Source organism: Variovorax sp. 10N420 (genome assembly GCF_056394705.1).
Map to the genome: position 1 here is coordinate 13,821 of NZ_JBFTIJ010000023.1, position 24,495 is coordinate 38,315.

At 64.1% G+C, this 24,495-nt stretch carries 23 protein-coding genes; 9 read left to right on the plus strand and 14 right to left on the minus strand.

The window, feature by feature from the left end:
• From AC1DEK_RS29240 to AC1DEK_RS29260, 5 genes are read right to left on the minus strand one after another with little or no spacing between them, the layout of a single operon-like run.
• Positions 1–465, minus strand: a complete 465-nt coding sequence (locus AC1DEK_RS29240; protein WP_478128825.1) for a metallophosphoesterase family protein — start codon at positions 463–465, stop codon at positions 1–3.
• Between the two features lie 18 nt (positions 466–483).
• Positions 484–1,173: an ABC-type transport auxiliary lipoprotein family protein gene (locus tag AC1DEK_RS29245; protein WP_478128826.1), complete on the minus strand. Its 690-nt coding sequence runs from the start codon at positions 1,171–1,173 to the stop codon at positions 484–486.
• Positions 1,174–1,183: 10 nt separating this feature from the next.
• Positions 1,184–2,170: an MlaD family protein gene (locus AC1DEK_RS29250; RefSeq protein WP_478128827.1), complete on the minus strand. Its 987-nt coding sequence runs from the start codon at positions 2,168–2,170 to the stop codon at positions 1,184–1,186.
• 5 nt (positions 2,171–2,175) lie between these two features.
• Complete coding sequence (locus AC1DEK_RS29255; protein WP_478128828.1) at positions 2,176–3,033, minus strand: ABC transporter ATP-binding protein; 858 nt, start codon at positions 3,031–3,033, stop codon at positions 2,176–2,178.
• Positions 3,033–4,199 (minus strand): MlaE family ABC transporter permease, encoded by a 1,167-nt coding sequence (locus AC1DEK_RS29260; protein WP_478128829.1) that lies wholly within the window; start codon positions 4,197–4,199, stop codon positions 3,033–3,035. The genes AC1DEK_RS29255 and AC1DEK_RS29260 overlap by 1 nt, the downstream gene beginning before the upstream one ends.
• Positions 4,200–4,364: 165 nt before the next feature.
• On the opposite strand from AC1DEK_RS29260, the gene AC1DEK_RS29265 reads away from it, so the two are divergent.
• The 3 genes from AC1DEK_RS29265 to AC1DEK_RS29275 all read left to right on the plus strand — a co-directional run bounded on the left by AC1DEK_RS29265 (position 4,365) and on the right by AC1DEK_RS29275 (position 8,633).
• Entirely contained in the window at positions 4,365–5,876 is a 1,512-nt protein-coding gene (locus AC1DEK_RS29265; RefSeq protein WP_478128846.1) for a CoA-acylating methylmalonate-semialdehyde dehydrogenase, read from the plus strand.
• Positions 5,877–6,022: 146 nt separating this feature from the next.
• On the plus strand, positions 6,023–7,651 hold the full coding sequence (locus tag AC1DEK_RS29270) for a GMC family oxidoreductase (protein WP_478128830.1): 1,629 nt from the start codon (positions 6,023–6,025) through the stop codon (positions 7,649–7,651).
• A gap of 223 nt (positions 7,652–7,874) precedes the next feature.
• Positions 7,875–8,633, plus strand: a complete 759-nt coding sequence (locus AC1DEK_RS29275) for a sulfite exporter TauE/SafE family protein (protein WP_478128831.1) — start codon at positions 7,875–7,877, stop codon at positions 8,631–8,633.
• 36 nt (positions 8,634–8,669) lie between these two features.
• On the opposite strand, the gene mrdA is transcribed toward AC1DEK_RS29275, so the two are convergent.
• From mrdA to AC1DEK_RS29295, 4 genes are all read right to left on the minus strand, one after another.
• Positions 8,670–10,646 carry a penicillin-binding protein 2 gene (gene mrdA / locus AC1DEK_RS29280; protein WP_478128832.1) on the minus strand — a complete coding sequence of 659 codons (1,977 nt, stop codon included), beginning with the start codon at positions 10,644–10,646 and terminating at the stop codon, positions 8,670–8,672.
• Positions 10,647–10,722: 76 nt separating this feature from the next.
• A complete protein-coding gene (gene mreD / locus AC1DEK_RS29285) occupies positions 10,723–11,244 on the minus strand; it encodes a rod shape-determining protein MreD (protein WP_478128833.1) in 522 nt (173 codons plus the stop codon).
• On the minus strand, positions 11,241–12,227 hold the full coding sequence (mreC, locus tag AC1DEK_RS29290; protein WP_478128834.1) for a rod shape-determining protein MreC: 987 nt from the start codon (positions 12,225–12,227) through the stop codon (positions 11,241–11,243). The genes mreD and mreC overlap by 4 nt, the downstream gene beginning before the upstream one ends.
• A gap of 74 nt (positions 12,228–12,301) precedes the next feature.
• Entirely contained in the window at positions 12,302–13,345 is a 1,044-nt protein-coding gene (locus AC1DEK_RS29295) for a rod shape-determining protein (protein WP_028249609.1), read from the minus strand.
• 230 nt (positions 13,346–13,575) lie between these two features.
• On the opposite strand from AC1DEK_RS29295, the gene gatC reads away from it, so the two are divergent.
• From gatC to gatB, 3 genes are read left to right on the plus strand one after another with little or no spacing between them, the layout of a single operon-like run.
• On the plus strand, positions 13,576–13,875 hold the full coding sequence (gene gatC / locus AC1DEK_RS29300) for an Asp-tRNA(Asn)/Glu-tRNA(Gln) amidotransferase subunit GatC (RefSeq protein ID WP_478128835.1): 300 nt from the start codon (positions 13,576–13,578) through the stop codon (positions 13,873–13,875).
• Positions 13,872–15,362: an Asp-tRNA(Asn)/Glu-tRNA(Gln) amidotransferase subunit GatA gene (gene gatA / locus AC1DEK_RS29305; RefSeq protein WP_478128836.1), complete on the plus strand. Its 1,491-nt coding sequence runs from the start codon at positions 13,872–13,874 to the stop codon at positions 15,360–15,362. The genes gatC and gatA overlap by 4 nt, the downstream gene beginning before the upstream one ends.
• A 15-nt stretch (positions 15,363–15,377) precedes the next feature.
• A complete protein-coding gene (gatB, locus tag AC1DEK_RS29310; protein WP_478128837.1) occupies positions 15,378–16,865 on the plus strand; it encodes an Asp-tRNA(Asn)/Glu-tRNA(Gln) amidotransferase subunit GatB in 1,488 nt (495 codons plus the stop codon).
• Positions 16,866–17,098: 233 nt separating this feature from the next.
• On the opposite strand, the gene AC1DEK_RS29315 is transcribed toward gatB, so the two are convergent.
• Together AC1DEK_RS29315 and pyrE are read right to left on the minus strand one after the other, a co-directional pair.
• Positions 17,099–17,773, minus strand: coding sequence for a DUF4124 domain-containing protein (locus AC1DEK_RS29315; RefSeq protein WP_478128838.1), 675 nt, complete (start codon positions 17,771–17,773; stop codon positions 17,099–17,101).
• A gap of 24 nt (positions 17,774–17,797) precedes the next feature.
• Positions 17,798–18,481: an orotate phosphoribosyltransferase gene (gene pyrE, locus AC1DEK_RS29320; protein ID WP_478128839.1), complete on the minus strand. Its 684-nt coding sequence runs from the start codon at positions 18,479–18,481 to the stop codon at positions 17,798–17,800.
• A gap of 14 nt (positions 18,482–18,495) precedes the next feature.
• On the opposite strand from pyrE, the gene AC1DEK_RS29325 reads away from it, so the two are divergent.
• A complete protein-coding gene (locus AC1DEK_RS29325; protein WP_478128840.1) occupies positions 18,496–19,299 on the plus strand; it encodes an exodeoxyribonuclease III in 804 nt (267 codons plus the stop codon).
• A gap of 6 nt (positions 19,300–19,305) precedes the next feature.
• Here AC1DEK_RS29325 and AC1DEK_RS29330 read toward each other — a convergent pair whose 3' ends face one another.
• Positions 19,306–20,214 (minus strand): LysR family transcriptional regulator, encoded by a 909-nt coding sequence (locus tag AC1DEK_RS29330; RefSeq protein ID WP_478128841.1) that lies wholly within the window; start codon positions 20,212–20,214, stop codon positions 19,306–19,308.
• A 119-nt stretch (positions 20,215–20,333) separates the two neighbouring features.
• On the opposite strand from AC1DEK_RS29330, the gene AC1DEK_RS29335 reads away from it, so the two are divergent.
• Both AC1DEK_RS29335 and AC1DEK_RS29340 read left to right on the plus strand, forming a co-directional pair.
• Positions 20,334–21,617, plus strand: a complete 1,284-nt coding sequence (locus AC1DEK_RS29335; RefSeq protein ID WP_478128842.1) for a flavin-dependent oxidoreductase — start codon at positions 20,334–20,336, stop codon at positions 21,615–21,617.
• A 26-nt stretch (positions 21,618–21,643) separates the two neighbouring features.
• Positions 21,644–22,606: a tripartite tricarboxylate transporter substrate binding protein gene (locus AC1DEK_RS29340; protein WP_478128843.1), complete on the plus strand. Its 963-nt coding sequence runs from the start codon at positions 21,644–21,646 to the stop codon at positions 22,604–22,606.
• 19 nt (positions 22,607–22,625) lie between these two features.
• On the opposite strand, the gene AC1DEK_RS29345 is transcribed toward AC1DEK_RS29340, so the two are convergent.
• Both AC1DEK_RS29345 and AC1DEK_RS29350 read right to left on the minus strand, forming a co-directional pair.
• Positions 22,626–23,372 carry a GntR family transcriptional regulator gene (locus tag AC1DEK_RS29345; protein ID WP_478128844.1) on the minus strand — a complete coding sequence of 249 codons (747 nt, stop codon included), beginning with the start codon at positions 23,370–23,372 and terminating at the stop codon, positions 22,626–22,628.
• A 10-nt stretch (positions 23,373–23,382) separates the two neighbouring features.
• A complete protein-coding gene (locus tag AC1DEK_RS29350; RefSeq protein WP_478128845.1) occupies positions 23,383–24,048 on the minus strand; it encodes a cysteine hydrolase family protein in 666 nt (221 codons plus the stop codon).
• Positions 24,049–24,495 lie beyond the last annotated feature (447 nt).

Genomic DNA, 24,495 nt, shown 5'->3' on the forward strand with positions numbered 1-24,495 from the left:
TTATCGCGCTACCAGTTCGACGATTCGAGACGTGACGGCGCCGCCATCCAACAGAAGTTCGGCCGCCGAGATCGGCAGCTTGAACCGCCTGGGTCCTGCGCTGCCGGGATTGATGTACAGGACGCCGTCTCTTTCCCGTGCAAGCGGCCGATGCGAGTGCCCTGACATCACCACACGCACGCCTGCAGCGGCGGGATCGATGTCCAGTTGCCCCAGGTCGTGAATCGCATACACGCGCACGCCATCGATTTCGATCACCGCCGTGTCCGGCACGTCCTTCGCCCACGGCGCCATGTCGTTGTTGCCGCGCACTGCGGTCACCGGGGCAATGGCGGCCAGTTCGTCGAGGATCCGTTGCTCGCCGATGTCGCCGCCATGAATGATGTGCTGACAGCCGCGCAGGAAGGCCAGCGCTTCGGGCCTCAGCAGGCCATGGGTGTCAGAAATGAGTCCGATACGCTGCATGCCGCGGCTCCGGTCGATTCAGCGAGCCTGCGCCACCCAGGCCACCAGATCTGCAACGACGGCATCGGTGGCCGCGGCGAGCGCTTTCACTCCTCCCGGCGCGTCGTTGGTCGGCGCGGGCCTCCGCGCCGCGAAACTTCGTTGCGCGAGGACGCGATCGCCGCCCGCGTTGCTGCGTATGAGCGTGGCATTCACGCGAACCCATCCTGCGCTCTTGTCCGGCGATTCGAAGAAATGGCTGAACTCCTCAAGCGATACACGCAGCGTGTCGGGCACCCGGCCTTGGGTGCGGGCGATCATCGCGCTCTCCTCCGGGCCGAGCACGGTCCGGTCCGCGGCCAAGGCGTCGCGCACGCGCTGACGCAGCAATTGGGCGGGCGGCTGGCTCCAGCGCGATTGACCGTAGGGGTGAACTTCGTTCGCATCGGCATAGCCAAGGCGGTAGAGCATCTGAGTGCCGTCCAGGCGTGACGAGGCGTCGAAATCGGCCAGTGCTAGCGTCGGCAGCGCCGGCGTGGCCGCTGGTGCTGCTGCGGGCGTTGTCGCCAGAGGTCCGGGGCCGAAATCGTAAAGCGTCGCACGAGCGGGCTTGTCGGGCAAAGCGCCGCACCCTCCAATGGCGAGGAGGGCCGCGAAGCTGCCGATCGCCCACAAGCGACTCCAACCAGGTTCGACCGCAGCGATCTTCAGTGCGTCACGTATTTTCATGATGGTGTCTTCAATGGCGGGCGGCCGAACCAGGCGGCGACGTGAAGCCTGGCTCACCCGGCCCCGCGTCCACGCCGCCCGTACCGAACAGCAGCGATTGCGGGTTCTCGTTGATGCTCTCCGCCGCGCGCCCGAGGCGGCGCACGGCCCTCGAAGTGTCGTCCGCAACTCGGTTCACGCGCGGCAAGGTGGCCGTGTTGAATGAATCCACCGCCTGCGACAGAGCCTTCGTACCTTCGCCCAGTCGATCGATCGGCCCGTCCGCGGCATTGAGGCGGCCGACGGTGGTATTGAGATTCTTTGCAACGCGCGAAACATCACCGGCCGCCGCCTTCACAGTGATCATCGTGTCCTTGGTGCGATCCACCAGCGGCGGCAGCGCCTTCAGCGCCGGGTTCAGGCCCGTCTTCACCGTGTTGTCCAGCGAGCGCGTGAGTTCATTGGCACTGGCCGCCGCCTGCGAGATGTTCTCGAGCGCGTCCGCAATGCGCTTCTGGTTCTCGCTGCTGAAGAGCGTATTGATGCGGCCCGTCGCTTCCTCGACCTTGCCGATGATCGCCTCGCCCCGGTCCTGCAGTTGAGCAAGCAGCGATGGCTTGAGCGGAATGCGCGGCGGATTGCTGTTGTCGGGCACCAATGCCACCTGCGACTCTCCCTTGTCGTCGAGCGCAATGAAAGCCAGCCCGGTCACGCCTTGATAGCTCAGGGTGGCAAAGGTCGACGTCGTGAGCGGCACGCGTTCGTCAACGGTGATGCGCACGCGGACATTGCCCTTGACCTTGGGGTCGAAGTCGATCGATGCCACCTTGCCGACCGCGATGCCGCGATAACGGACCATCGCCTGCGGCTGCAGTCCACTGACCGCGTCGCGGGTGGACAGCTCATAGATGTTGCGCACGGTGTCGTCGCGCGTGAGCCAGACCACCAGGGCGACAAGCACCGCGATGAGGCCGAGCACAAAGGCTCCGGCGGCGAGGGCGTGGGCCTTGTTTTCCATGGCAGCTACCTTTCGAACGAGGGGGCCGCACCGCTGCCCGTGCGAGCAGCAAGCGGCGCTGGCGCGGAGTGGTCATGCAGCGCCTCCATGGCGCGCTGGCCACGGCCGCCGAGAAAGTATTCGTGGATGAACGGATGGGGATAGGCGATCACGTCGCGTGCCGTTCCGGCGACGATGACCTTCTGGTCCGCCAGCACTGCAATGCGCGTGCTCAGCTCGAAGAGCGTGTCCAGGTCATGCGTGACCATCACCACCGTGAGTCCGAGTTCGCGATGCAATCCGAGCAGCAAATCGCAGAAGCCGTCGGCCCCTTCGGGATCGAGGCCGGCCGTGGGTTCGTCGAGCAACAGCAATGGCGGGTCCATGATCAAAGCCCGCGCCAGTGCCACCCGCTTGATCATCCCGCCGGACAAATCGGCAGGGCTCTTGGACGCGTGCTTCGGATCCAGGCCGACCATTTGCAACTTGACCAGCGCGGCGTCCCGGATCAGATCGTTGGGCAGCAGCTTGAGCTCCCTCAGCGGAAACGCGATGTTGTCGAGAACGCTGAATGCGGAGAACAGCGCTCCGTGCTGAAAGAGCATGCCGACATTGGCGGCTTCCTTGGCGCCGAGTTGCCCCGGTAGATGTCCCAGCACGGTGACCTCGCCCTTGGTCGGATGCTCGAGCCCCAGAATCTGGCGCAACAGCACGGTCTTGCCGGTGCCCGATCCGCCCACGAGCGACAGGACTTCTCCGCGCTGGATCGTGAGGTCGAGATCGCGATGCACCACCTGTTCGCCATCCGGCGACTTGAAGACGGTCCAGAGCTTGCGGATATCAACCACAGGCGAGGACGCATTGCCGCTTGTTGCTTCGGCCATCAGCGAAACCCCACGCCTTTGAAGAGCACCGCGAACAGTGCATCCACGAGGATCACGACCGTGATGGACGCCACCACCGACGATGTCGTGCCCCGGCCGAGGCTCTCGGTGTTCGGTTTGACTTTCATGCCGAAGTAGCAGCCGATCAGCGCAATGAGAATGCCGAAGACGGCCGACTTCGCCATTGCCAGCCAGAGGTTGGACATCGGCACCGCGCGCGGCAGCGCCGACATGAAATATGCAGGAGAGATGTCGAGCGAGAGATCGGCAGCGATCATTCCGCCGGACAGCGCCGCCATCGAGGTCCACATGCTGATGAGCGGCATTGCGATCGCCAGCGCCAGCACGCGGGGCATCACGAGCCTGAAGCCGTGCGGAATGCCCATCACGCGCATGGCGTCGAGTTCCTCGGTCACTCGCATGACGCCGATCTGCGCGGTGATGGCCGAGCCGGAACGCCCGGCGATCAACACCGCGGCCAGCACGGGGCCGAGTTCGCGGATCAGTGACAAGCCAAGGATGTTCACGATGAAGGTTTCAGCCCCGTACTGCCGCAATTGCTGGGACGTAAGGTAAGCCAATACCACCCCGATCAGGAGGCCCACCAGCGCGGTGATCGGCAATGCCGTGGTGCCGAACTGATAAATCTGCCCCGAAAAGTCCCGCCAGGGGCCGCGATGCGGCGCCCGCACAAGCCTGCCGATGTCCAGTGTGAGTTGCCCGATGAGTCGTAGAAAATCGCGCGCCACGAACATCATGCGCGGGCCGTTGTGCGCAAAGGCCTTGAAACGATCGGCCAGCGTCAAACCGGGTTCGGCAGGTGCGCTGCAGGTGTACAGGGCGACCTGGTCCAGCACGGCCTTGTGCTGCGAGTCCATCTCGACCTTCGCCGGCCACGCCTGGTGCCAATGGTTCCAGAGCAATTGCGCGCCGATGTGGTCGAGCTGCTCGATCGGCCGCAAATCCCAGAGCCGATCGTCGTTGGCCGGAACGCCGGCGAGATTGCTCGACAGCGCGTCCCAGGTTCGGCGCGAAGACATCGCGAGCGCCGTCCAGCGGCCGCTGGCCACGGCCCAGTTTCCGTCGTCCTGCCGGCGCTCCTCCACGCGCGGCCTGATGCTTTCGGCATCTTGCGCTACGGCGGGCGACAGGGACTCGGAGGGCATGCTGTGGTGGTTGGGAAAGACAGTAGCGTGCAACATCGTAACCGCGCGAGTCGGCAGCAGGACTCGGGGCCAACGTTTGCCACAATCAATGGTTGAATCGATTTCCGGTCGATTTCCCATTCACGCAATCAGCCGGCCCGGCGCCGGTAGGAGAACGTCATGCAGATGAGCAAGACCCCCATCCATCATTACATCGGCGGCCGCGTCGCTGCGCCGAAGTCTACGCGCAGCCAGGACGTCTTCAATCCGGCGACCGGCGTGGCAACGGGCACTGTGGCGCTGGCCGGCCGCAGCGACGTCGACGCGGCTGTAGCCGCCGCACAGGCGGCGTTCCCGGCATGGGCCGACACACCGCCGATCCGCCGGGCCCGCGTGATGTTCAAGTTCCTCGAACTTCTCAACAAGCACAAGGACGAACTCGCTCATCTGATCACCGCCGAGCACGGCAAGGTCTTTACCGACGCGCAGGGCGAGGTGTCGCGCGGCATTGACATCGTCGAATTCGCGTGCGGCATCCCGCAGCTTCTCAAGGGGGACTACACCGATCAGGTCTCCACAGGCATGGACAACTGGACGATGCGCCAGCCCCTGGGCGTCGTCGCCGGCATCACGCCGTTCAACTTTCCCGTGATGGTTCCGATGTGGATGTTCCCGGTCGCCATCGCCGCGGGCAATACCTTCGTGCTCAAGCCCAGCCCGACGGATCCGAGCCCTTCACTGCGAATGGCCGAATTGCTCAAGGAAGCCGGACTGCCCGACGGCGTGTTCAACGTGGTCCAGGGCGACAAGGAAGCGGTCGACGCGCTGCTCGAACATGCGGACGTCAAAGCCATCAGCTTTGTCGGTTCGACGCCCATTGCCAACTACATCTACGAGACCGGCGCACGGCACGGCAAGCGCGTGCAGGCCTTGGGCGGCGCGAAGAACCACATGGTGGTGATGCCCGATGCGGACATCGAGCAGACGGTGGACGCGCTGATTGGTTCGGGCTACGGGTCGGCTGGCGAGCGCTGCATGGCGATCAGCGTGGCGGTGCTGGTCGGCGGTGTGGCCGACAAGATCATGCCGCTCCTTGCCGAACGCGCCAGGACGTTGAAGATCAAGAACGGCACCGAGCTGGATGCGGAGATGGGGCCGATCGTCACCCGCGCTGCCCACGAGCGCATCACGGGCTACATCGCCCAAGGTGAGAAGGAAGGCGCGAAGCTGGTGGTGGACGGGCGCGGCTTCAGCGGCAAGGCGGCGGGCGAAGGCTGCGACGATGGCTTCTGGATGGGCGGCACGCTGTTTGACAACGTCACGCCCGACATGCGCATCTACAAGGAAGAGATCTTCGGCCCGGTGCTTTCGTGCCTGCGCGTGCACGACCTGAAGGAAGCCGTCGACCTGATCAACGCCCATGAATTCGGCAACGGCGTCTCGTGCTTCACGCGTGACGGCAACGTGGCGCGCGAGTTCTCGCGGCGCATTCAGGTGGGGATGGTGGGCATCAATGTGCCGATCCCCGTGCCGATGGCATGGCATGGCTTCGGCGGCTGGAAGAAGAGCCTGTTCGGCGACATGCATGCCTACGGGGAAGAAGGCGTGCGCTTCTATACGAAGCAGAAATCGATCATGCAGCGCTGGCCGGAGAGCATCGGCAAGGGGGCCGAATTCGTGATGCCGACGGCTAGCTGATTGGCCCCCCGGCTTTTCACTGCGCTTCGCTTCGTGTAACTCCACCCCCCGACGGGGAGGCACGGCTCGCCTTGGGGCGGCCCGGCGGCGGCCGCATACTGGCGCCCGCGTATAGACCGCAACTACATTGAGACAAGCACGCCGCAATGAGCGACACCACATTCGACTACATCATCATCGGCGGCGGCACGGCCGGGTCGCTCATGGCCAATCGCCTGAGCGCGGACAAGCGACGCCGCGTGCTGCTCATCGAGGCGGGCAGGAGGGATGACTATCACTGGATTCACATTCCGGTGGGCTATCTGTATTGCATCGGCAATCCACGAACGGATTGGCTCTACAGGACGGAGCCTGACGTGGGGCTCAACGGCCGTACGCTGCGCTATCCGCGCGGCAAGACGCTGGGCGGCTCGTCGAGCATCAACGGGATGATCTATATGCGGGGCCAGTCGCGCGACTATGACCAATGGGCGCGCATCACGGGTGACGACGAATGGCGCTGGAGCAATGTCCTGCCCGCCTTCAAGAAGCACGAGGATTACTACCTTGGAGCCGACGACATGCACGGCGCCGGCGGCGAATGGCGGGTCGAGAAGCAACGCCTGCGCTGGGACATCCTCGATGCTTTCGCCGAAGCCGCAGTACAAGCTGGCGTGCCTCACAGCACTGACTTCAATCGCGGCAGCAATGAGGGCGTCGGTTACTTCCAGGTCAACCAGAAGAACGGATGGCGCTGGAACACGGCAAAGGCGTTTCTTCGCCCGACCTGCTATGGCCGGCCGAACTTCGAGCTCTGGACCGGGGCGCATGTGTCGCGGCTCCTGTTCGAGCCGCAGCGCGACGGCAGCCCGCGCTGCACCGGCGTGCAAGTGTGGGATGGGCACGAAATGGTGGTTGCCCATGCCACGCGCGAAGTGCTCCTTTGCGCCGGCAGCATCGGCACACCGCAGATCCTGCAACTCTCCGGCATAGGACCCGCCGAGCTTCTGCGTCGGCATGGCATCGACGTGATGCTCGATGCGCCCGGCGTCGGCGCCAACCTGCAGGACCATCTCCAGATCCGCGCGGTCTACAAGATCCAGAACGCGGAGACGCTCAACGTGCTGGCCTCTTCGGTGTACGGCAAGGCAAAGATCGGCATGGAATATCTCTTCAAGCGAAGCGGCCCCATGAGCATGGCGCCTTCGCAGCTCGGCGCCTTCACGCGCAGTTCCCCGGCCTATGAATGGCCCAACCTCGAATTCCACGTGCAGCCGCTCTCGCTCGACGCCTTTGGGGAGCCGCTCCACAGCTTTCCGGCCTTCACCGCGAGTGTTTGCAACCTCAACCCGACCAGCCGCGGCAGCGTGCACATCAGGAGCCCGCGCTTCGAGGATGCGCCAGCCATCACCCCCAACTACCTGAGCACTGACGAGGACCGCAAAGTCGCGGCCGATTCGCTGCGCGTCACGCGGAACATCGCGTCGCAGCCCGCCCTGGCGAAATATTGCCCCGAGGAGTGGAAGCCCGGGACGCAATACCAAACCGACGAAGAGCTCGCCCGGCTCGCCGGCGATATCGCGACCACCATCTTCCATCCGGTCGGCACCACCCGGATGGGTGCCGACGGCGACCCGATGGCGGTGCTGGACGGACGCTTGCGTGTGCGCGGCGTCGCAGGACTTCGGGTGGTCGACGCAGGCGCCATGCCCACCATCACCAGCGGCAACACGAACAGCCCCACGTTGATGATGGCCGAGAAGGCGGCTGCATGGGTGCGTCAAAACGACGCCTGATTCACAGCGTTTCCAGTTGTTGCAGTTTGACGGGTAATCCCCGATGCACTGCACCGGTGCGCCGAATAAAGTCACGGCACTCGCAAACGGGCCTGCCCGGTGCGCGGGGGACCGAGGAGACATCTTTCGTAGAATCAGAACAATCGACAAAAGGCATCCGGACGAGATGCCGTTTTTTTGAACAAGGCGCCGCTGGTCGGCGCCTTTTCTTTTGGTCCCTCTCATGGAAATTCTGGTGCTCACCCTGGCCTCGCTGTTCGCGGGCTTTGTCGATTCGATCGTTGGCGGAGGCGGATTGATCCTGGTGCCGGCACTGTTCAGCGTGCTTCCTGGCGCTGCGCCGGCCACCTTGCTCGGCACCAACAAGAGCGCCTCGGTCTGGGGCACAGCCGCGGCCACTGCGCAGTTTCATCATCGGGTCGGGCTGCGCTGGCGCACCTTGATTCCCGCTGCCGCCCTCGCCTTTTCCGGCGCACTGGTCGGCGCATGGGGCGTGACGGTGGTGCCAGGCGATTTCCTGCGCAAGCTGCTCCCCATCATTCTGGTGGTGCTGCTTCTCTATACCCTCGCGCGCAAGGACATGGGCCATCACCATGCGCCGAACTTCAGTGGCCGAGCAGAGTTGGCTGCAACAGCGCTGATCGGCTTCACCCTCGGGGTCTACGACGGATTCTTCGGCCCCGGCACCGGGAGCTTTTTCGTCTTCGTCTTCGTGCGCTGGCTCGGTTACGACTTTCTGAATGCGGCTGCGTCGGCCAAGCTGCTGAACACGATGACCAACCTGGGCGCCCTGCTGCTGCTCGGCCTCAAGGGACACGTGATATGGCGCTACGGCCTGGTGATGGCGGTCGCGAACGTCGCTGGAAGCGTGATCGGCGCTCGCGTCGCGATCAAGCATGGCGCGGGTTTCGTCCGAAAGGTTTTTATCGGGGTGGTGAGCGTGCTCATCCTGAAAACCGCATACGACGCTTTTCTGCGCTGAGCTCCCGCGTTGAAGCCTGCGGGTCGGCTTGCGATCTCAGGGAGCCGCTGACGCCGGAGCGGGAGAGCCGTCGGCAGGCCATGCGACCTCGCTGGCGACGCGCGGCTTGCCGATCGGAGCGGTGGCCTTGCCGACCTGGATGGCGGCGAGATCGGCCTCGCTCGGATACTGATTCATCAACCAGTAATCGAATACCCGGCGCGCAAGAGGCGCCGCCGCGCCTGCGCCCCAGCCGGCATTCTCGACAACGACCGCCACCGCGATCTTCGGATCATTCACCGGCGCAAAGGCCATGAAGAGCGCGTGATCGCGCTGGTGCTCTTCAAGTGCCTTGGCGTTGTACTTCGTGTTCTGCGCCTGGGTCACGGCCTGCGCCGTACCCGTCTTGCCGGCGGCCTGGTAGCCAGCGCCAGCAAACACACCCCGTGCCGTACCGGCGGTCACAACGGCAACCAGGCCGTCGCGCACCACGCCGATGTTCGCGCTCGTGAGGCCAATGTTCTCAGCCGGCGGCTGTTCGACCGGCTTGACCTGTCCGGTCACCGTGTCGCGCACAGCGAGCGCCAGATGCGGCTTGTGCTTCAAGCCGCCGTTCGCGACGATGGAGGTCGCCTGCGCCAGCTGCAGCATCGTGAACGCGTTGTAGCCTTGTCCGATGCCCAGCGAAATCGTTTCACCCGCATACCACTTCTTCTGCTCGGGGCGCTTGTAGGCATTGCGCTTCCATTCGGTGCTCGGCAGCACGCCGCGCACCTCGCCGCCGATGTCGATGCCGGTGATCTGTCCGAATCCCAGCGGCTTCATCGAATCGTGGATCAGGTCCACGCCCATTTCATTGGCCAGCGAGTAGAAATAGATATTGCTCGACAGTTGGATCGCGCGCCGCATGTCGACACCGCCGATGTTGCCTTCGGGACTGCCGAAGCGGTGGCCCCCGAAATTGAAATAACCCGGGTCATTGACCACCACGCTCGGACCGCGTTTGCCGGTCTGCAGCGCAGCCAGCGCCATGAAGGGCTTGTAGGTCGAGCCCGGCGGATAGGTGCCCCGCAGCGCGCGATTGAGCAATGGCTTGTCGATCGACTCACTGAGCTCCTTCCAGCTTTCGGTGTCGATCCCTTCCACGAAAAGATTCGGATCGAAGGTCGGCTTGCTCACGAAAGCCAGGATTTCCCCGGTCCTGGGGTCGATAGCGACCAGCGCTCCACGCCGGTCACCGAACATGTCCTCCACCAGCTTCTGCAGCTTGATGTCGATCGAGAGCATGACGGTGTTGCCCGGCGTTGCGGGATGCGCCGCAAGCCGCCGCACCGCGCGGCCGCCCGCCGACGTTTCCATCTGCTCGACACCGGTCTGGCCGTGCAGCGTTTTTTCGTAGCTCTGTTCGATGCCGAGTTTTCCGATGTACTCGGTGCCCTTGTAGTTGGCCAGGTCCTCGTCCTCCCAATCTTCCATGGCCGTCTTTTCGGCCTGGTTGATGCGGCCGATATAGCCCAGCACATGGCTTGCCAGTTCGCCGTTCGGGTAGTTTCGGAACAAGCGCGCCTTGATTTCAACGCCCGGGAAGCGATAGCGCTGCGCGGCAAAGCGGGCGACTTCCTCGTCGCTCAGGCGCGTGCGAATCGGCACCGAATCAAAACTGCGCGAGTCTTCGCGCAGGCGCTTGAACCGGCGCCGGTCGCGCGGCGAAATCTCCAGAACCTCACCAAGGCTGTCGATGGTTTCTTCGAGGTTGCCGACCTTCGAAGGCGTGATTTCGAGCGTATAGGCTGAATAGTTCGAAGCCAGCACGATGCCGTTGCGATCCAGAATCAGGCCGCGATTGGGCACCACGGGAACGATGGCGGTCCGATTGCTCTCAGCCTGCTCCGCCAAATCTTCATGGCGCACCACCTGCAGATAGACCAGCCGCATGCAAAGAAGGCCGAAACACGTCAGCACCACGAGGCCGATCACGACTACCCGGCGCTTGAAGCGCGAGAGGTCGGCGGCGACGTTTCTGATTTCGGTCATGACTGGATCAGCTTAGACGGGAGCAAGAACGAAAGCAATTGCTCACCTCGAAGTTCACTGGCGCAGGCAACTTCATCTAGAGCGGCCGGTTTGCGTCGGGTTCAGGCGCGCGGCGCTGCGGCGCCAGCAGGAGGAGGCTCACGAAAGGCCAGAGCACTGCCTCGATGACCGGCGCGATCAGCAGCGTCCAGCCGGGGAACACGCCGCCGCCGATCATCCGGATCGCGAGCTCGATGAGGTGGGACACCGCGAAGAGCGGCAGCACCTGCAGCGCTTGCGATACCACGGGAAACCACAGGAGCCGGCGGTGGATCATGATCGCGAAGAAACCGAGCGTCGTGTATGACAGCGCGTGCTGCCCGAGCATGGCCGACTGGTGCACGTCCATCAGAAGGCCGAACACGAAAGCAGCCCCGATGCCGATGCGAGCAGGCTGATGCACGCTCCAGAACACGATCACCAGTGCCAGCAGGTCGGGCGTCCATGCAGCCCGGCCGATCGGCACCATGTTGATCAGGAGCGCGACGACGAGGCTCGCCCACATGAACAATGGGCTGACGGGCAGCAGCAGCTGCTGCTGACCTGGGCGCATGATCATCGCGTGCGCCTCTCTTTCTTGTCGCCTTTGTCTGCCTTGGCGTCCGCCTTGGCATCGGCCTTGTCCGCCTTCTTCTTGGCGGCGGCGGCTGCTGCGGGCGCGACGGGGGCCGGCCGCGGCAAGGCCAGCACGCCCGCGGGTGCCAGCACGAGCACATAGCGCGCAGAGCTCACGTGTCCGACGGGCGCACTGTGAATGCGCGCAAAGGCGGATTCGGCACGGCGCTCGATGCGGTCGATCTTGGCGACGGGCAGCCCGGGCGGGTAAACGCCATCGACCCCGCTGGTCGTGAGGACGTCGCCTTCCTGCACATCCGCATTCGCCGCGATGAAACGCAGTTCAAGTCCGCCCCCGTGCGCGCTGGCATCGCCGAAGGCAACGCTTCGGGCGCCGGTGCGCGTGTTCTGCACGGGAATGGAAAGGTCGCGGTCGATCACCAGCGTGACCTCGCTCGTGAACGGTTGCACCTGCGTGACCTGGCCGAGCACGCCGTTCTCGTCGATCACAGGTGAGCCCGCAGCGATGCCGCTGCTCAGCCCCTGGTCGATGATCAACTTGCGGGTGTAGGGGTCGGCAGTGTCATAAAGCACCTCTGCCACCCGGCCCGGAGTCTGCGTGGTCTGGCGCAGTTCGAGCATCGCGCGCAGTCGCGCATTCTCCTTGGCGAGCGTGTCCGCCTGGCTTGCCCGCTCCGACTGCAGCGCGAGCGCCTTGCGCGCCTCTGCCTCGTTGTTTTGCGCGGTCTGCAGGTCTTCGAGGTAGCGTCCCCCACCGGCGACGAGTTGCACCGGCTTCAGCGCAAGCCATTGGATCGGATAAAGCACGGCGCCGATGCCGGTTCGCACCGGCTGCACGATGTTGAAGCGCGCGTCGGCCACCATCAGGAACAGCGCAAGCGCGCTGAAGAAGATCAGCTTGCTGAGCGCCGAAGGCCCCTGGTTGAACAAGGGCGGCGCGGTGCGATCTAGCGTCCCGAGCGGCATGACGAGAAGAGTGCCTTAAATTGAAAAAGCCGGCCCTGCGCAGACGCGGGCCGGCCATTTGCGCAACAGCCGCATTATTCGCTGGTAAAGATGCTTCCGAGCCGGTCCATGCGTTCCAAAGCGATGCCGCAGCCTCGCACCACGCAAGTCAGCGGATCTTCGGCCACGAGGACGGGCAGGCCGGTCTCTTCGGCCAGCAGCCGGTCGAGGTCGCGCAAGAGTGCGCCGCCGCCGGTGAGCATCATTCCGCGCTCGGCAATGTCGGCGCCCAATTCCGGAGGCGTTTGCTCCAGTGCGTTCTTGACGGCGGAAACGATGTTGTTGAGCGGATCGGTCAGCGCTTCGAGCACTTCGTTGCTGCTGATCGTGAAGCTGCGCGGCACGCCTTCGCTGAGGTTGCGGCCCTTGACTTCCATTTCCTTGACTTCGGAGCCAGGGAAAGCCGAGCCGATGCTCTTCTTGATGACTTCAGCCGTCGGCTCGCCGATCAGCATGCCGTAATTGCGGCGGATGTAATTGATGATGGCCTCGTCGAAGCGGTCTCCGCCGACTCGGACACTGCCCTTGTAGACCATGCCGCCTAGCGAGATGACGCCGACTTCGGTCGTACCGCCGCCAATGTCGACGACCATCGAGCCGCTGGCTTCGGAAACCGGCAGGCCGGCACCGATCGCGGCGGCCATGGGTTCTTCGATGAGATAGACCGACGTGGCGCCAGCGGCTTCGGCCGCGTCCTTGATGGCGCGGCGCTCGACCTGGGTCGAACCGCAGGGCACGCAGATGATGATGCGCGGGCTGGGCGTGAGCAGCGATCGCGGGTGCACCATCTTGATGAACTGCTTGATCATCTGCTCGGTGATCACGAAATCGGCGATCACGCCGTCCTTCATCGGGCGAATGGCTTCGATGTTGCCGGGCACCTTGCCCAGCATGGCCTTGGCTTCGCGGCCGACCGCCTGGATCACCTTCTTGCCGTGCGGACCGCCTTCATGGCGGATGGCGACGACCGAAGGCTCGTCAAGGACGATGCCCTTGTTGCGAGCGAAGATCAGGGTGTTCGCGGTGCCAAGGTCGATCGCGAGGTCGGTAGAGAAGTACCGACGGAAAGCTCCAAACATTGTGGAATCCTCTGGAGCACGGCATGCGCGTCGGCAGCCGTCGCCCTCTTGCTGGGTCGTTTTTGACGGGGTGGCTTGAAACGTTTTTGCGGCAAATGCCGCCGCGGTCGCGGGGGGTTGCGGCAAAGGCGGGATAATAACCGAATCCCTTGACGCTCCTAGCGTTTTGGCGCACCTTTTACAGGGTGCCATGGGCCTCGTTTTCACGTTCGCCAAGGCTTCTTTCTCCGATGTCCCTCACCACTTCCGATATCGCGCGCATCGCGTCCCTCGCGCGGCTCCAACTGGCTCCCGATGAAAGCGAACGCATGCGCGGCCAGATCAATGGCTTCTTCGACCTCGTCGAACAAATGCGTGCCGTCGACACCACCGGCGTCGAGCCACTCGCCCACCCCGTTGCGACCATCGAGGACGTGACCCTCCGGCTGGCCGAAGACGCCGTGACCGAGCCCAACAATCGCGAAGCCAACCAGCGCAGCGCGCCGGCCGTGGAGAACGGCCTGTTCCTGGTCCCCAAGGTGATCGAATGAGCGCCGCCCCGTTGCATCAATTGAGCGTGACCGAGCTCGCCAAGGCGCTGCGCGATCGCAAGGTGTCCGCCGTCGAAGCCGCCACCGAGCATCTGGCACGCATCGCGCAACACAAGGAACTGGGTGCCTTTGTCGCCATCGACGAAGAAGTGACCATGGTCCAGGCGCGCGCCGCCGACGCAAAGATCGCGGCCGGCCAAGCTGGCGCGCTAACGGGCGTGCCGATCGCCCACAAGGACATCTTCGTCACCGCCGACCTGCCCACGAGTGCAGGCTCGCGCATCCTCTCGGGCTATCGATCGCCTTTTGACGCCACCGTGGTGCGGCGCCTCGCCGAGGCCGGCGCAGTCACGCTCGGCAAGCTGAGCTGCGACGAATTCGCAATGGGTTCGGCCAACGAGAACGTGGCCGTACCCGCTGTCGGCTTTGATCATGCGGTGCCGGTGCGCAATCCATGGGATCCCACCCGCATTCCCGGTGGCTCGTCGGGTGGCAGCGCCGCCGTGGTGGCGGCACGGCTGGCGCCGGCTGCTACGGGCACTGACACCGGCGGTTCGATCCGCCAGCCCGCCTCGTTCTGCGGCATCACCGGCATCAAGCCGACCTACGGCCGCGCTTCGCGCTATGGAATGGTGGCGTTTGCCTCGAGCCTCGACCAGGCTGGTCCGATGGCAAGGTCGGCGGCCGACTGCGCACTGCTGCTCTCCGCGATGTGCGGACCCGACCCGGACCGCGACTCCACATCACTCGATCGCCCCGCCGAAGATTTTTCGCTTCGCCTGGACGAATCGCTTGAAGGCCTTCGCATCGGCGTACCCAAGGAATTCCTTGGCGACGGCGTCGCTCCTGGTGTGCGCGCAGCCATCGAATCGGCGCTCGCCGAGTACGAAAAGCTGGGCGCTCGCCGCATGGAGATCACGCTGCCGCGCACAGAGCTTTCCATCCCCGTCTACTACATCATTGCGGCCGCCGAGGCATCGAGTAACCTGAGCCGATTCGATGGCGTCAAGTTCGGCCATCGCGCCAAGGACTACCGGGACCTCGCCGACATGTACGGCAAGACGCGCGAAGAAGGGTTCGGCGACGAAGTCAAGCGGCGCATCATGATCGGCACCTACGTGCTGTCGCACGGCTATTACGACGCCTATTACCTGCAAGCCCAGAAGGTGCGCCGCATGATCGCGGATGACTTCCAGCAGGCGTTCAGGCAATGCGACGTCATTGTCGGTCCCGCGGCACCCACGGTCGCCTGGAAGCTCGGCGAGCATGGCGGCGACCCCGTAGCGGACTATCTCGCAGACATCTTCACGCTGCCCGCCTCGTTGGCGGGCCTGCCCGGCATGAGCGTTCCGGCCGGCTTCGACGGTGGCATGCCGGTCGGCCTGCAACTGATCGGCAACTATTGCGACGAGGCCCGGTTGCTCAACGCGGCACACCGCTTCCAGCAGGCCACCGACTGGCACCAGCGCGCACCGGCCGGCTATTGATGGCGAAGAATTGACATGAGCGAAATCAACACTTTCGAAGCCGCGCAGAGCGGACGTCCGACAGGGCCGCTGGTGCGCGGCTATGAAGTCATCATCGGCTTCGAGACCCACGCGCAACTGTCCACCGCATCCAAGATCTTCAGCCGCGCATCGACGGCCTTCGGCGCGGAGCCGAACACGCAAGCGTGCGCGGTCGACCTCGCGCTGCCCGGCACGCTTCCGGTGATGAACAAAGGCGCGGTCGAACGCGCCATCAAGCTCGGCCTGGCGCTGGGCTCGCACATTGCGCCTCGCAGCGTGTTCGCGCGCAAGAACTACTTCTATCCCGATCTGCCCAAGGGCTATCAGATCAGCCAGTTCGAGATCCCCGTCGTGCAGGGCGGCTCGGTGAGCTTCTTCCTCGGCGATGAAAAGAAGACGGTGCGACTGGTACGCGCCCATCTCGAGGAAGATGCGGGCAAGTCGCTGCACGAAGATTTCATCGGTCAGTCGGGTATCGACCTGAATCGCGCCGGCACGCCGCTGCTGGAAATCGTGACCGAGCCCGACATGCGCTCGACCGCCGAAGCCGTCGCCTACGCACGCGAATTGCACAAGATCGTGACCTGGATCGGTATCTGCGACGGCAACATGCAGGAAGGCAGCTTCCGCTGCGACGCGAATGTCTCCGTCCGCAGGCCCGGCGACCCGCTGGGCACGCGCCGCGAGATCAAGAACCTGAACAGCTTCAAGTTCATGCAACAGGCGATCGACTACGAGATCCGCTGGCAGATCGAAGAGATCGAAGACGGCCGCGAGATCCAGCAGGCGACAGTGCTCTTCGACCCCGATACGGGCGAAACACGCGCCATGCGAACCAAGGAAGACGCGGCCGACTACCGCTACTTCCCCGATCCCGACCTTCCACCGCTTGCGATCGCCGCCGAATGGATCGAGCGCGTTCGCGCGGAGATGCCCGAATTGCCTCGCGCGATGGCCGAACGCTACGTGCAGGCGCACGGCCTGTCCGAGTACGACGCCACCCAGCTCACCCAAAGCCCGGCGCTCGCACGTTACTTCGACGACGCCGCGAGCGCCGGCGCCTCACCCAAACTGGCCAGCAACTGGATCACCGGCGAAATCGCCCGCCGCCTGAACCAGCAGGACATCGCCATCACCGAAGCCCCCGTGAGCGCGGCGCAACTGGCAAAACTCATCCAGCGAATCAGCGACGGCACCGTATCGAACAACGCTGCACGCCAGGTATTCGACACCCTCTGGACCGGCGAGGGGCAGGACGTCGACGCGGTGATCGAAGCCAAGGGCCTGAAGCAGATGAGCGACACCAGCGCCCTCGAAAAAATCATCGAAACCGTCCTCGCCTCCAACCAGAAGAACATCGACGAATACCGCGCCGGCAAGGACAAGGCCTTCAACGCCCTCGTGGGCCAAGTCATGAAAGCCAGCCAGGGCAAAGCCAACCCCGCCCAAGTCAACGCCCTCCTGAAAGCCAAGCTAGGCTAGTGAGTCAGCCGCGGCGCGCATAAAACGTGAGCCCTTCTTCGCGAAACACCGCGGAACCGGCTCCGCCGGGCCGCTGGTGTTGCCCCCGGTAGGGGGTAGGCGAAGCGACACGAAGTGCGCATAGCCTGGGGGCGAGCAACAGGAACCCCGTGGAACCGGCTTCGCCGGGCCACCGGGGTTGCCCCCGGTCAGGGGGTGGAGAGCGACACGAAGTGCGCGAGCCTGGGGGCGAGTTACGTTTTCCAGAGGGGCTTAAGCCGAGCCAACTCTTCATCGAAGCGCGCATTGACGCGCTTCTTCTCTTCTTCCTGTTCCGCAATGAACCGGTTCTGCACCTCGACGCTCCTTGCGTTGTCTTCGGCCTTGCGGCGAATCGAGCCCGGTGCCTTGGACGGATCGGCCTTGTAGAACTCGAGTTCCTCATCGACTCTCTTGCGCTCGTCGGCCAGTTCGCTGAGGCGCTTTTTGGCGGCCAGGATCACGGCGTCGATCTGCACCAGCGCCTCGGCGCGCTCCCGGTTGTGCGCAGCCGCATTGGGATAACGGATCAGCAATGCACGTTCGCGCCGCCGTTCTTCGATCTGGCGTGACGCCAGGAGCTGCGCCTGGCGCTCGCGCTCTTCGCGCTCTGCCTGCTCGCGGGGTGTGTAGGTCGGTTCGACCTTGCGCCGTATCGTGCCACTCGGGTTCAGTTCGCGCTGCTCCCGGTCGATGCAGTCGGGAATAGGCCGGTCCGCCGTGATGGTGTGGCCTCGCGAATCTACGCAACTGTAGATTCCGGCATTGCTGCCGGCGCCGCCAGTGCCGCCGGCCGGCGAGCGCGCTGCGCCGGCTTGTTGCGCCTGGACTTCGCCGGCAATGACCAGCGTGAGCGCCAGGAATCCAATCAGTGCATAGGTTCTCGCCAACGTGAGTCCTTCAGGCGGGTTGAATCACCGCGCGCCGTAACGAGTCCTGTATGCCAGCACCGCCTGGTGATGGGCGCCCAGTTCGCCATCGGCGCGGCCTGAGAGGTACTGTAACAAGTCGTCCAGCGTTGCGATCGCAATCACGTGCAGTCCGAGCTGATTACGTACATATTGCACAGCGCTGTGGTCCACGTCCTGACCGTTCTCGGTGGCCTTCTCTTGACGATCGAGCGCGATCGCCACCGCGTGGGCGGTCGCGCCGGCGGCCCGGATCGCAGCAATCGACTCCCGCACCGCAGTGCCTGCAGACATGACGTCGTCGACGATCAGCACGCGTCCCTTGAGCGGCGCACCGACGAGCGAGCCGCCCTCGCCGTGGTCCTTCGCTTCCTTGCGGTTATAGGCAAACGGCACGTTGCGTCCGCGGCGCGCGAGTTCAGCGGCCAATGTGGCGCCAAGAGGAATGCCTTTGTACGCAGGGCCGAAGATCATGTCGAATTCGAGCCCGCTGGCGATCAGGCGGTCTGCATAGAATCCGGCGAGCCGCGCGAGCTTGGCGCCATCGTCGAACAAGCCCGCGTTGAAGAAATAGGGGCTCATGCGGCCAGCCTTGGTCTTGAACTGACCGAAGCGCAGCACCCCCGACTCCAGAGCGAACTGCACAAACTCCTGTGCCAGTGCGCCGCCCTCTTCAATCTCTCCAGCCATAGGGAATGTCCTTCGTGTTCAAACTGACCAGCCTCAACCTCAACGGCCTGCGATCGGCTGCCACCAAAGGCGTCGCCGACTGGGTGGCCGAACTGGCGCCGGATTGTATTTGCATGCAAGAAATCCGCGTGCAAGCGAGCGACATCGAAGGCAGGTTCGAGGAAATGGCGGGCTTGAAGGGCTACTTCCATTTCGCGGAAAAAAAGGGCTACGCCGGCACTGCGGTCTATACGAAGCATGCCCCGAGCGACGTCATCGTGGGCTGGGGCGATCGCGAGTTCGACGCCGAAGGCCGCTATCTCGAATTGCGCTTCGACACGCCCCAACGCAAGCTGTCGATCATCAGCTGCTACTTTCCGAGCGGCTCGTCAGGCGAAGAGCGCCAAGCCGCGAAGTTTCGATTCCTCAAGGGCTTCTTTCCGCATCTCGTGGCGCTCAAGCGGGAGCGCGAATTCGTGCTCTGCGGCGACATCAATATCGCGCACAAGGAAATCGACCTGAAGAACTGGCGTGGCAACCAGAAGAACAGCGGCTTCCTGCCCGAAGAGCGCGCATGGATGACCAACCTGCTGGACGCAGGCGCTGAAGGCGCCGGGCTGGTGGACGTCTACCGGATGCTCAAGCCCGAGACGACCGAAGAGGCCTACACATGGTGGAGCAACCGCGGGCAGGCCTATGCCAAGAACGTGGGCTGGCGGCTGGATTACCACCTCGCGACACCGCAGATTGCCAAGTTCGCGCGCAACGAATCGATCTTCAAGACGCTGAAGTTCAGCGATCACGCGCCGATCACGATCGAGTACGACTTCGCGCTGTAGCAAGGCCTATCGGGAGAGCGCCGGCAGCGCCTTGACGAGCGTTTCGCCGAAGGACCGCATCGCTTCGCTTTCGTACGCGCCGCGCTTGGTGATGCGAAAGAAATCCATGCCGACCTTCGGCTTGACCAGCACATCCGTACGCACCCGTTGACGGCGGCATGCCGCGAGCGCGAAGGTGGGCATCACGGCAGTTCCGAAACCCGCCTCGACCATCGAGATCATCGTGCCGAAGAAGTTGAACGACTGCCGCTGCTGCGCATCGGCACGGCCGATGGCGCCGAGATGAACGTCGATGACTCTCTGGATTGGATTGTTCTGCGGCAGTGCCAGCAGCTCCGCGGAACGCAGCGCCGACCATGACACCGTGCCCGTGGTCGACGAAGCATCCTCCGACTCGGCCGGCGCGACGCGCATTAGCTGAAAGCGGCCCACGGGCGTCCGGTCGAGTTCTGGCGCCGCCTTGAAGAAAAACCCCAGGCCCATGTCCGCTTCGCCGCTGACAACCAGCTCTTCGACGTTGCGCAAGTCGGCGTCGAAGAGGCGCAGGTTGACCGACGGGTGGTCCTCGCGAAACTGACGGAACACCTGCGGCAACAGGTTGGACGACACCAGCGGCGTTGCCGCGATGCGCAAAGTCTGCCGAGCGGCATCGCCCTCGATGCCGAGCCGCGAGGTGACATCGTCGAGATCGGTGACCACGCGCTCGACCACCGGCAGCAAGCGGCGGCCGGCCGACGTCAGACTCACCATTCGCGTGGTGCGGTCGAACAGGCGACAGCCGAGCTGGCGCTCCATCTCGCGCACGAGAGTGCTCAGCCCTGCCTGGGTCATGTGCGCTTGCTCGGCGGCTCGGGTGAAGTTTCCGATGCGGGCCACATGAAGAAAGGCGCGCATCTGACGGACCGACAGATTCATATGGTTTCATGATAGATCCATACGACATCTAAATTTCCCAAATGATCATCGCCTCGGTCTAATTCGCCTTTTGAAGTCCGGTGTCGGTGTTGGCACCGGAGGGGACAAGGGAGAAAAGGATGAGCGTGAGCAAAAGCAAGAGCATGACCAAGCAACCCGAAGTAGTCGTGCTGGGGGCTGGTATCGGCGGCTTGACCTTGGCGCTGAGCCTGCACCAGGCAGGCATCGCGTGCCGCGTGTACGAGGCGGTGCCCGAACTGAAGCCGCTGGGTGTCGGCATCAACCTTTTGCCACACGCGGTTCGCGAGCTGACCGAGCTTGGTCTGGCCGACGCACTCCAGGCCGTGGGCGTCCGCACGCAGGAATCGATCTTTTTCAATTCGCACGGGCAACTGGCATTTCGCGAAGCGGCAGGCAGCGCGGCGGGCTACGACTGGCCGCAATACTCGATCCATCGCGGCGACCTTCACAGCATCCTTCTCGCTGCCACGCTGGAGCGCCTCGGCGCCGATTCCGTGGTCTGCGGCCACCGTTGCGCCGGCGTGGACCAGGACGACACCGGCGTCACGGCGCGTTTCACTGCGCCGAACGGGGCGCCACTGGCCAGCGCGAGAGCCTCCGTGGCGGTGGGCTGCGACGGCATTCACTCGGTGCTGCGCAATCAGTTCTATCCCGATGAAGGCGCGCCGCGGTATTCGGGCGTCAACATGTGGCGCGGCACGGCCGTGCACAAGCCCTTTCTGTCGGGCGCGAGCATGGTGCGCGCAGGCTGGCTCGATCAAGGAAAGATGGTGATCTATCCGATCCGCAACAACGTGGACGGCCAGGGAAACCAACTGGTCAACTGGGTCGCCGAAATCCACGCGCCAAAGCCCGCGCTGCAGGACTGGAGCCGCCCCGGCCGCCTCGAAGACTTTCTGCCGGCGTTCGAGAACTGGCATTTCGATTGGCTCGACATCCCGGCGCTTATCCGCTCTTCAGACTCGATCCTCGAATACCCAATGGTCGACCAGGACCCTCTGCCGAAGTGGACGCACGGGCGCCTCACACTTTTGGGCGATGCGGCGCATCCGATGGTGCCGCGCGGATCCAACGGCGCCGGCCAAGCCATCATCGACGCACGCTATCTCGCGGGCGCACTGCACAAGCGGGGCGTGGGCAACTCGGCCCTCGAGGACTACGACCGCGTGCGCGTGAAAGCCACCACAAACGTCGTGCTCACCAACCGCAGCAATCCACCGGACACGATCCTTCGCGAAGTCTTCGAACGGACCGGCGGTCGGCGCTTCGAGCAACTGGACGAATTCGTGACGCAGCAAGAGTTGCAAACCATTTCGGACAACTACAAGCGCGTCGCCGGCTTCGACCCGGTCGCGCTGAAGAATCGTCCTTCATACCTTTGATTTTCGAGAACCAGAAGGAGACAACCATGCGCAAACTGACCCGATTCCTTGGCGCCTTTGCCATGGCTGCCAGCGCTGTCGCTGCCCATGCATGGCCCGATCAGCCGATCACGCTCGTCGTGCCGTACACGCCCGGCACAGGCATCGACCTCGTCGCCCGGCAGTTGTCGGCTCGGCTTCCCGCGTTGCTGGGCCAACCGGTCGTTGTCGAGAACATCGCCGGCGCCAGCGGCAACATCGGCAGCGAGAAAGTGGCGCGCGCCAAGCCTGACGGCTACACGCTCATGGTGCAAGTCAACACGCTGGTGATGAACAAGAGCCTGTACAAGTCGCTCTCATACGACCCCGTCAGCGACTTCACGCCGGTGTCTCTCACGTCATGGGGCACGTTGCTGCTGGTGACCAACCCCAGTGTGCAAAAAACCACTTCCGTTTCGCAGATGGTGGCCGCTGCGAAGGCCAATCCGGGCAAGCTGAACTACGCCACACCGGGCGTCGGCACACCGCACCATCTCTCGATGGCGATGCTCCTGCAAAGCTCCGGCGCGGAAATGCTGCACGTGCCCTACAAAGGCACCGCCGGGGCCGTGACCGATCTGCTCGGCGGACGCATCGACTACATGTTCCTGCCCGTGCATGTCGCGCTGCAGCACATCCAGGCCGGCAAACTCAAGGCCATCGCCACGGGCAGCGAAAAGCGCCTGCCCCAGTTGCCGGACGTACCGACGCTCGCTGAAGCCGGCATCAAGGGCGGCAACGTCGACATGTGGTACGGGGTGCTTGCACCCAAGGGCACGCCGCCCGCTGTGGTCGCACGACTCAACAAGGAAATCGGCGCTGTGCTCAAGCAACCGGAAGTCGCGAAAGCCTTCGAAGCACAGGGCATGGTGCCCGCGTCATCGACGCCTGAGGAATTCGGCGCGCTGATCAAGAAGGATGAGAAGCGCTGGGCCGAGGTGGTTCAGCGCGGCGGCATCACGGCAGACTGACGGCAGTCAGCGTCGATGGTCATCGCTCAGGCCGGCGGGCGCGGCCCGCGTGCCTCGCCATGTGCATTTCATGCAGCGTGATCTTGCGCACCTCCGACTGACTCGTCTCGATGTGCGCGCGCAGCAGCATGGCGGCCTGATCGCCACGGTTGGCGCGAATGGCCTTCAAGATCTTCGCGTGCTCGTCATAGGTGGCGTCGATACGCGGCTGCTTCGTGAAGTCGAGCCGACGAATGATGCGGATGCGGTCGGTCACGTCGCGGTGTACGCGCGCCATTTCGGCGTTGCCTGCTGCTTCGACCAGCGAGCAGTGAAAGGCCTCGTCCCACTGCGCGACCTGCACCGTGTCTGCGCTGCGCTGCGCAGTGGGCACGAGCCAGATGCCCGCGAGGCTGTCGAGCAGGCTGCGATCGACCCGATGATCGCTTTCGCACAGGCGATGCACCGCAGTGGTCTCCAGCACCATCCGCAAGTCATACAACTGCTCGAACTGATCGAAGTCGAATGGCAGCACCCGCCAGCCGCTGCGAAACAGAACTTCGACAAAGCCTTCCTGCTGAAGCCTGAAAAGCGCCTGCCGCACCGGCGTGCGCGACACGCCGAGTCGCTCACTGATTTCGTTCTCGGTAAAACGATCGCCAGGCACGAGGCTGAATTCGGCCACGTCACGCTTGAGTTGCGCATAGACCTCATCCGCGCGCGTACGGAACGCCGGTTCATGCAAAGCGGCTTGCGATGGAGCGATGGGGGATCGAACGGTCGGCACGTGGCAGATGTTAGTGCTTGCCGAGCGCAGCAAGCAACGAGGAACTCGGAGCCGTCCATCCGACGATGGCACCCTGCGCACGAATCATTTCGAGCGCAGCCGCCTTGAAGGCGGGAAAGTAGCTTTCGGTGCAATCTTCAAGCAGAAGGCAGTCGTAGCCGCGATCATTGGCCTCACGCATGCTGGTCTGCACGCACACTTCAGTCGTCACGCCACCGAAGAGCAGATGCGTGATGCCGCGCCGTCGAAGCATCTCGTGCAGCCCGGTCGCGTAGAACGCGCCCTTGCCGGGTTTGTCCACAACGATTTCTCCCTCGATGGGAGCGAGCGCGTCGATGATCTGGCTGCCCGGCTCACCCATCACCAGGATTCGGCCCATGGGTCCTTGATCGCCGATGCGCAAGCTCGGGTTGCCGCGATTGCGCTTGGCCGGTGGGCAATCGGAAAGATCCGGGCGGTGTGCCTCGCGGGTGTGAACGACAAGGCCGCCAGCATCTCGCCAGGCCTCGAGGGTTTTCTTGGTCGCCGGGACGATGGCTTCAAGCAACGAGACGTCGTTGCCCAAGCTCTCGCCGAAGCCACCCGGCTCTATGAAGTCGCGCTGCATGTCGATGAGGACCAGGGCGGTTTTCCGGAGGTCGAAATCGTAGGGGAACGGCGCGGCGGCTACTTGCATTTCATGCCTTCGATGGGGTGGGGTGGCGGAGGCGGACGGTGTGCCTTGGGCCGGCCGACGTCACCGGCCCTTCGGGCTGCCCTGCGCTGCTCACGGTACGCGGGGTCTCGCTCAAACTCGCCTGCGGCTCAAACAGTCGCGAGCCCTGATCCGCGTACCGCTGCGCTGCTCGGCGGTGCCTCAACGGCCGGCCCAAGGCACACCGCCCGCCTCCGCTGAGAGGGTGGGGGTGATTTGTCCGCTTCCCGCACTGCGATGGACTCGCAGGCTGCAGACGCTCGAAGCGCGCGCGCCCCCAGCGCAACCACTGAGCCCGGTATGCGGTGCGGGCTGTGCAACCCTTCTGCGCCGCCGAAGCGCGCAGACTCAGGCGGATCAGGGCCGCGTGTGTCTGAGCGCAGCGAGTTTCACGCGGACCCCGCCTGAGTCGAGCACTGCAGGGAAGCC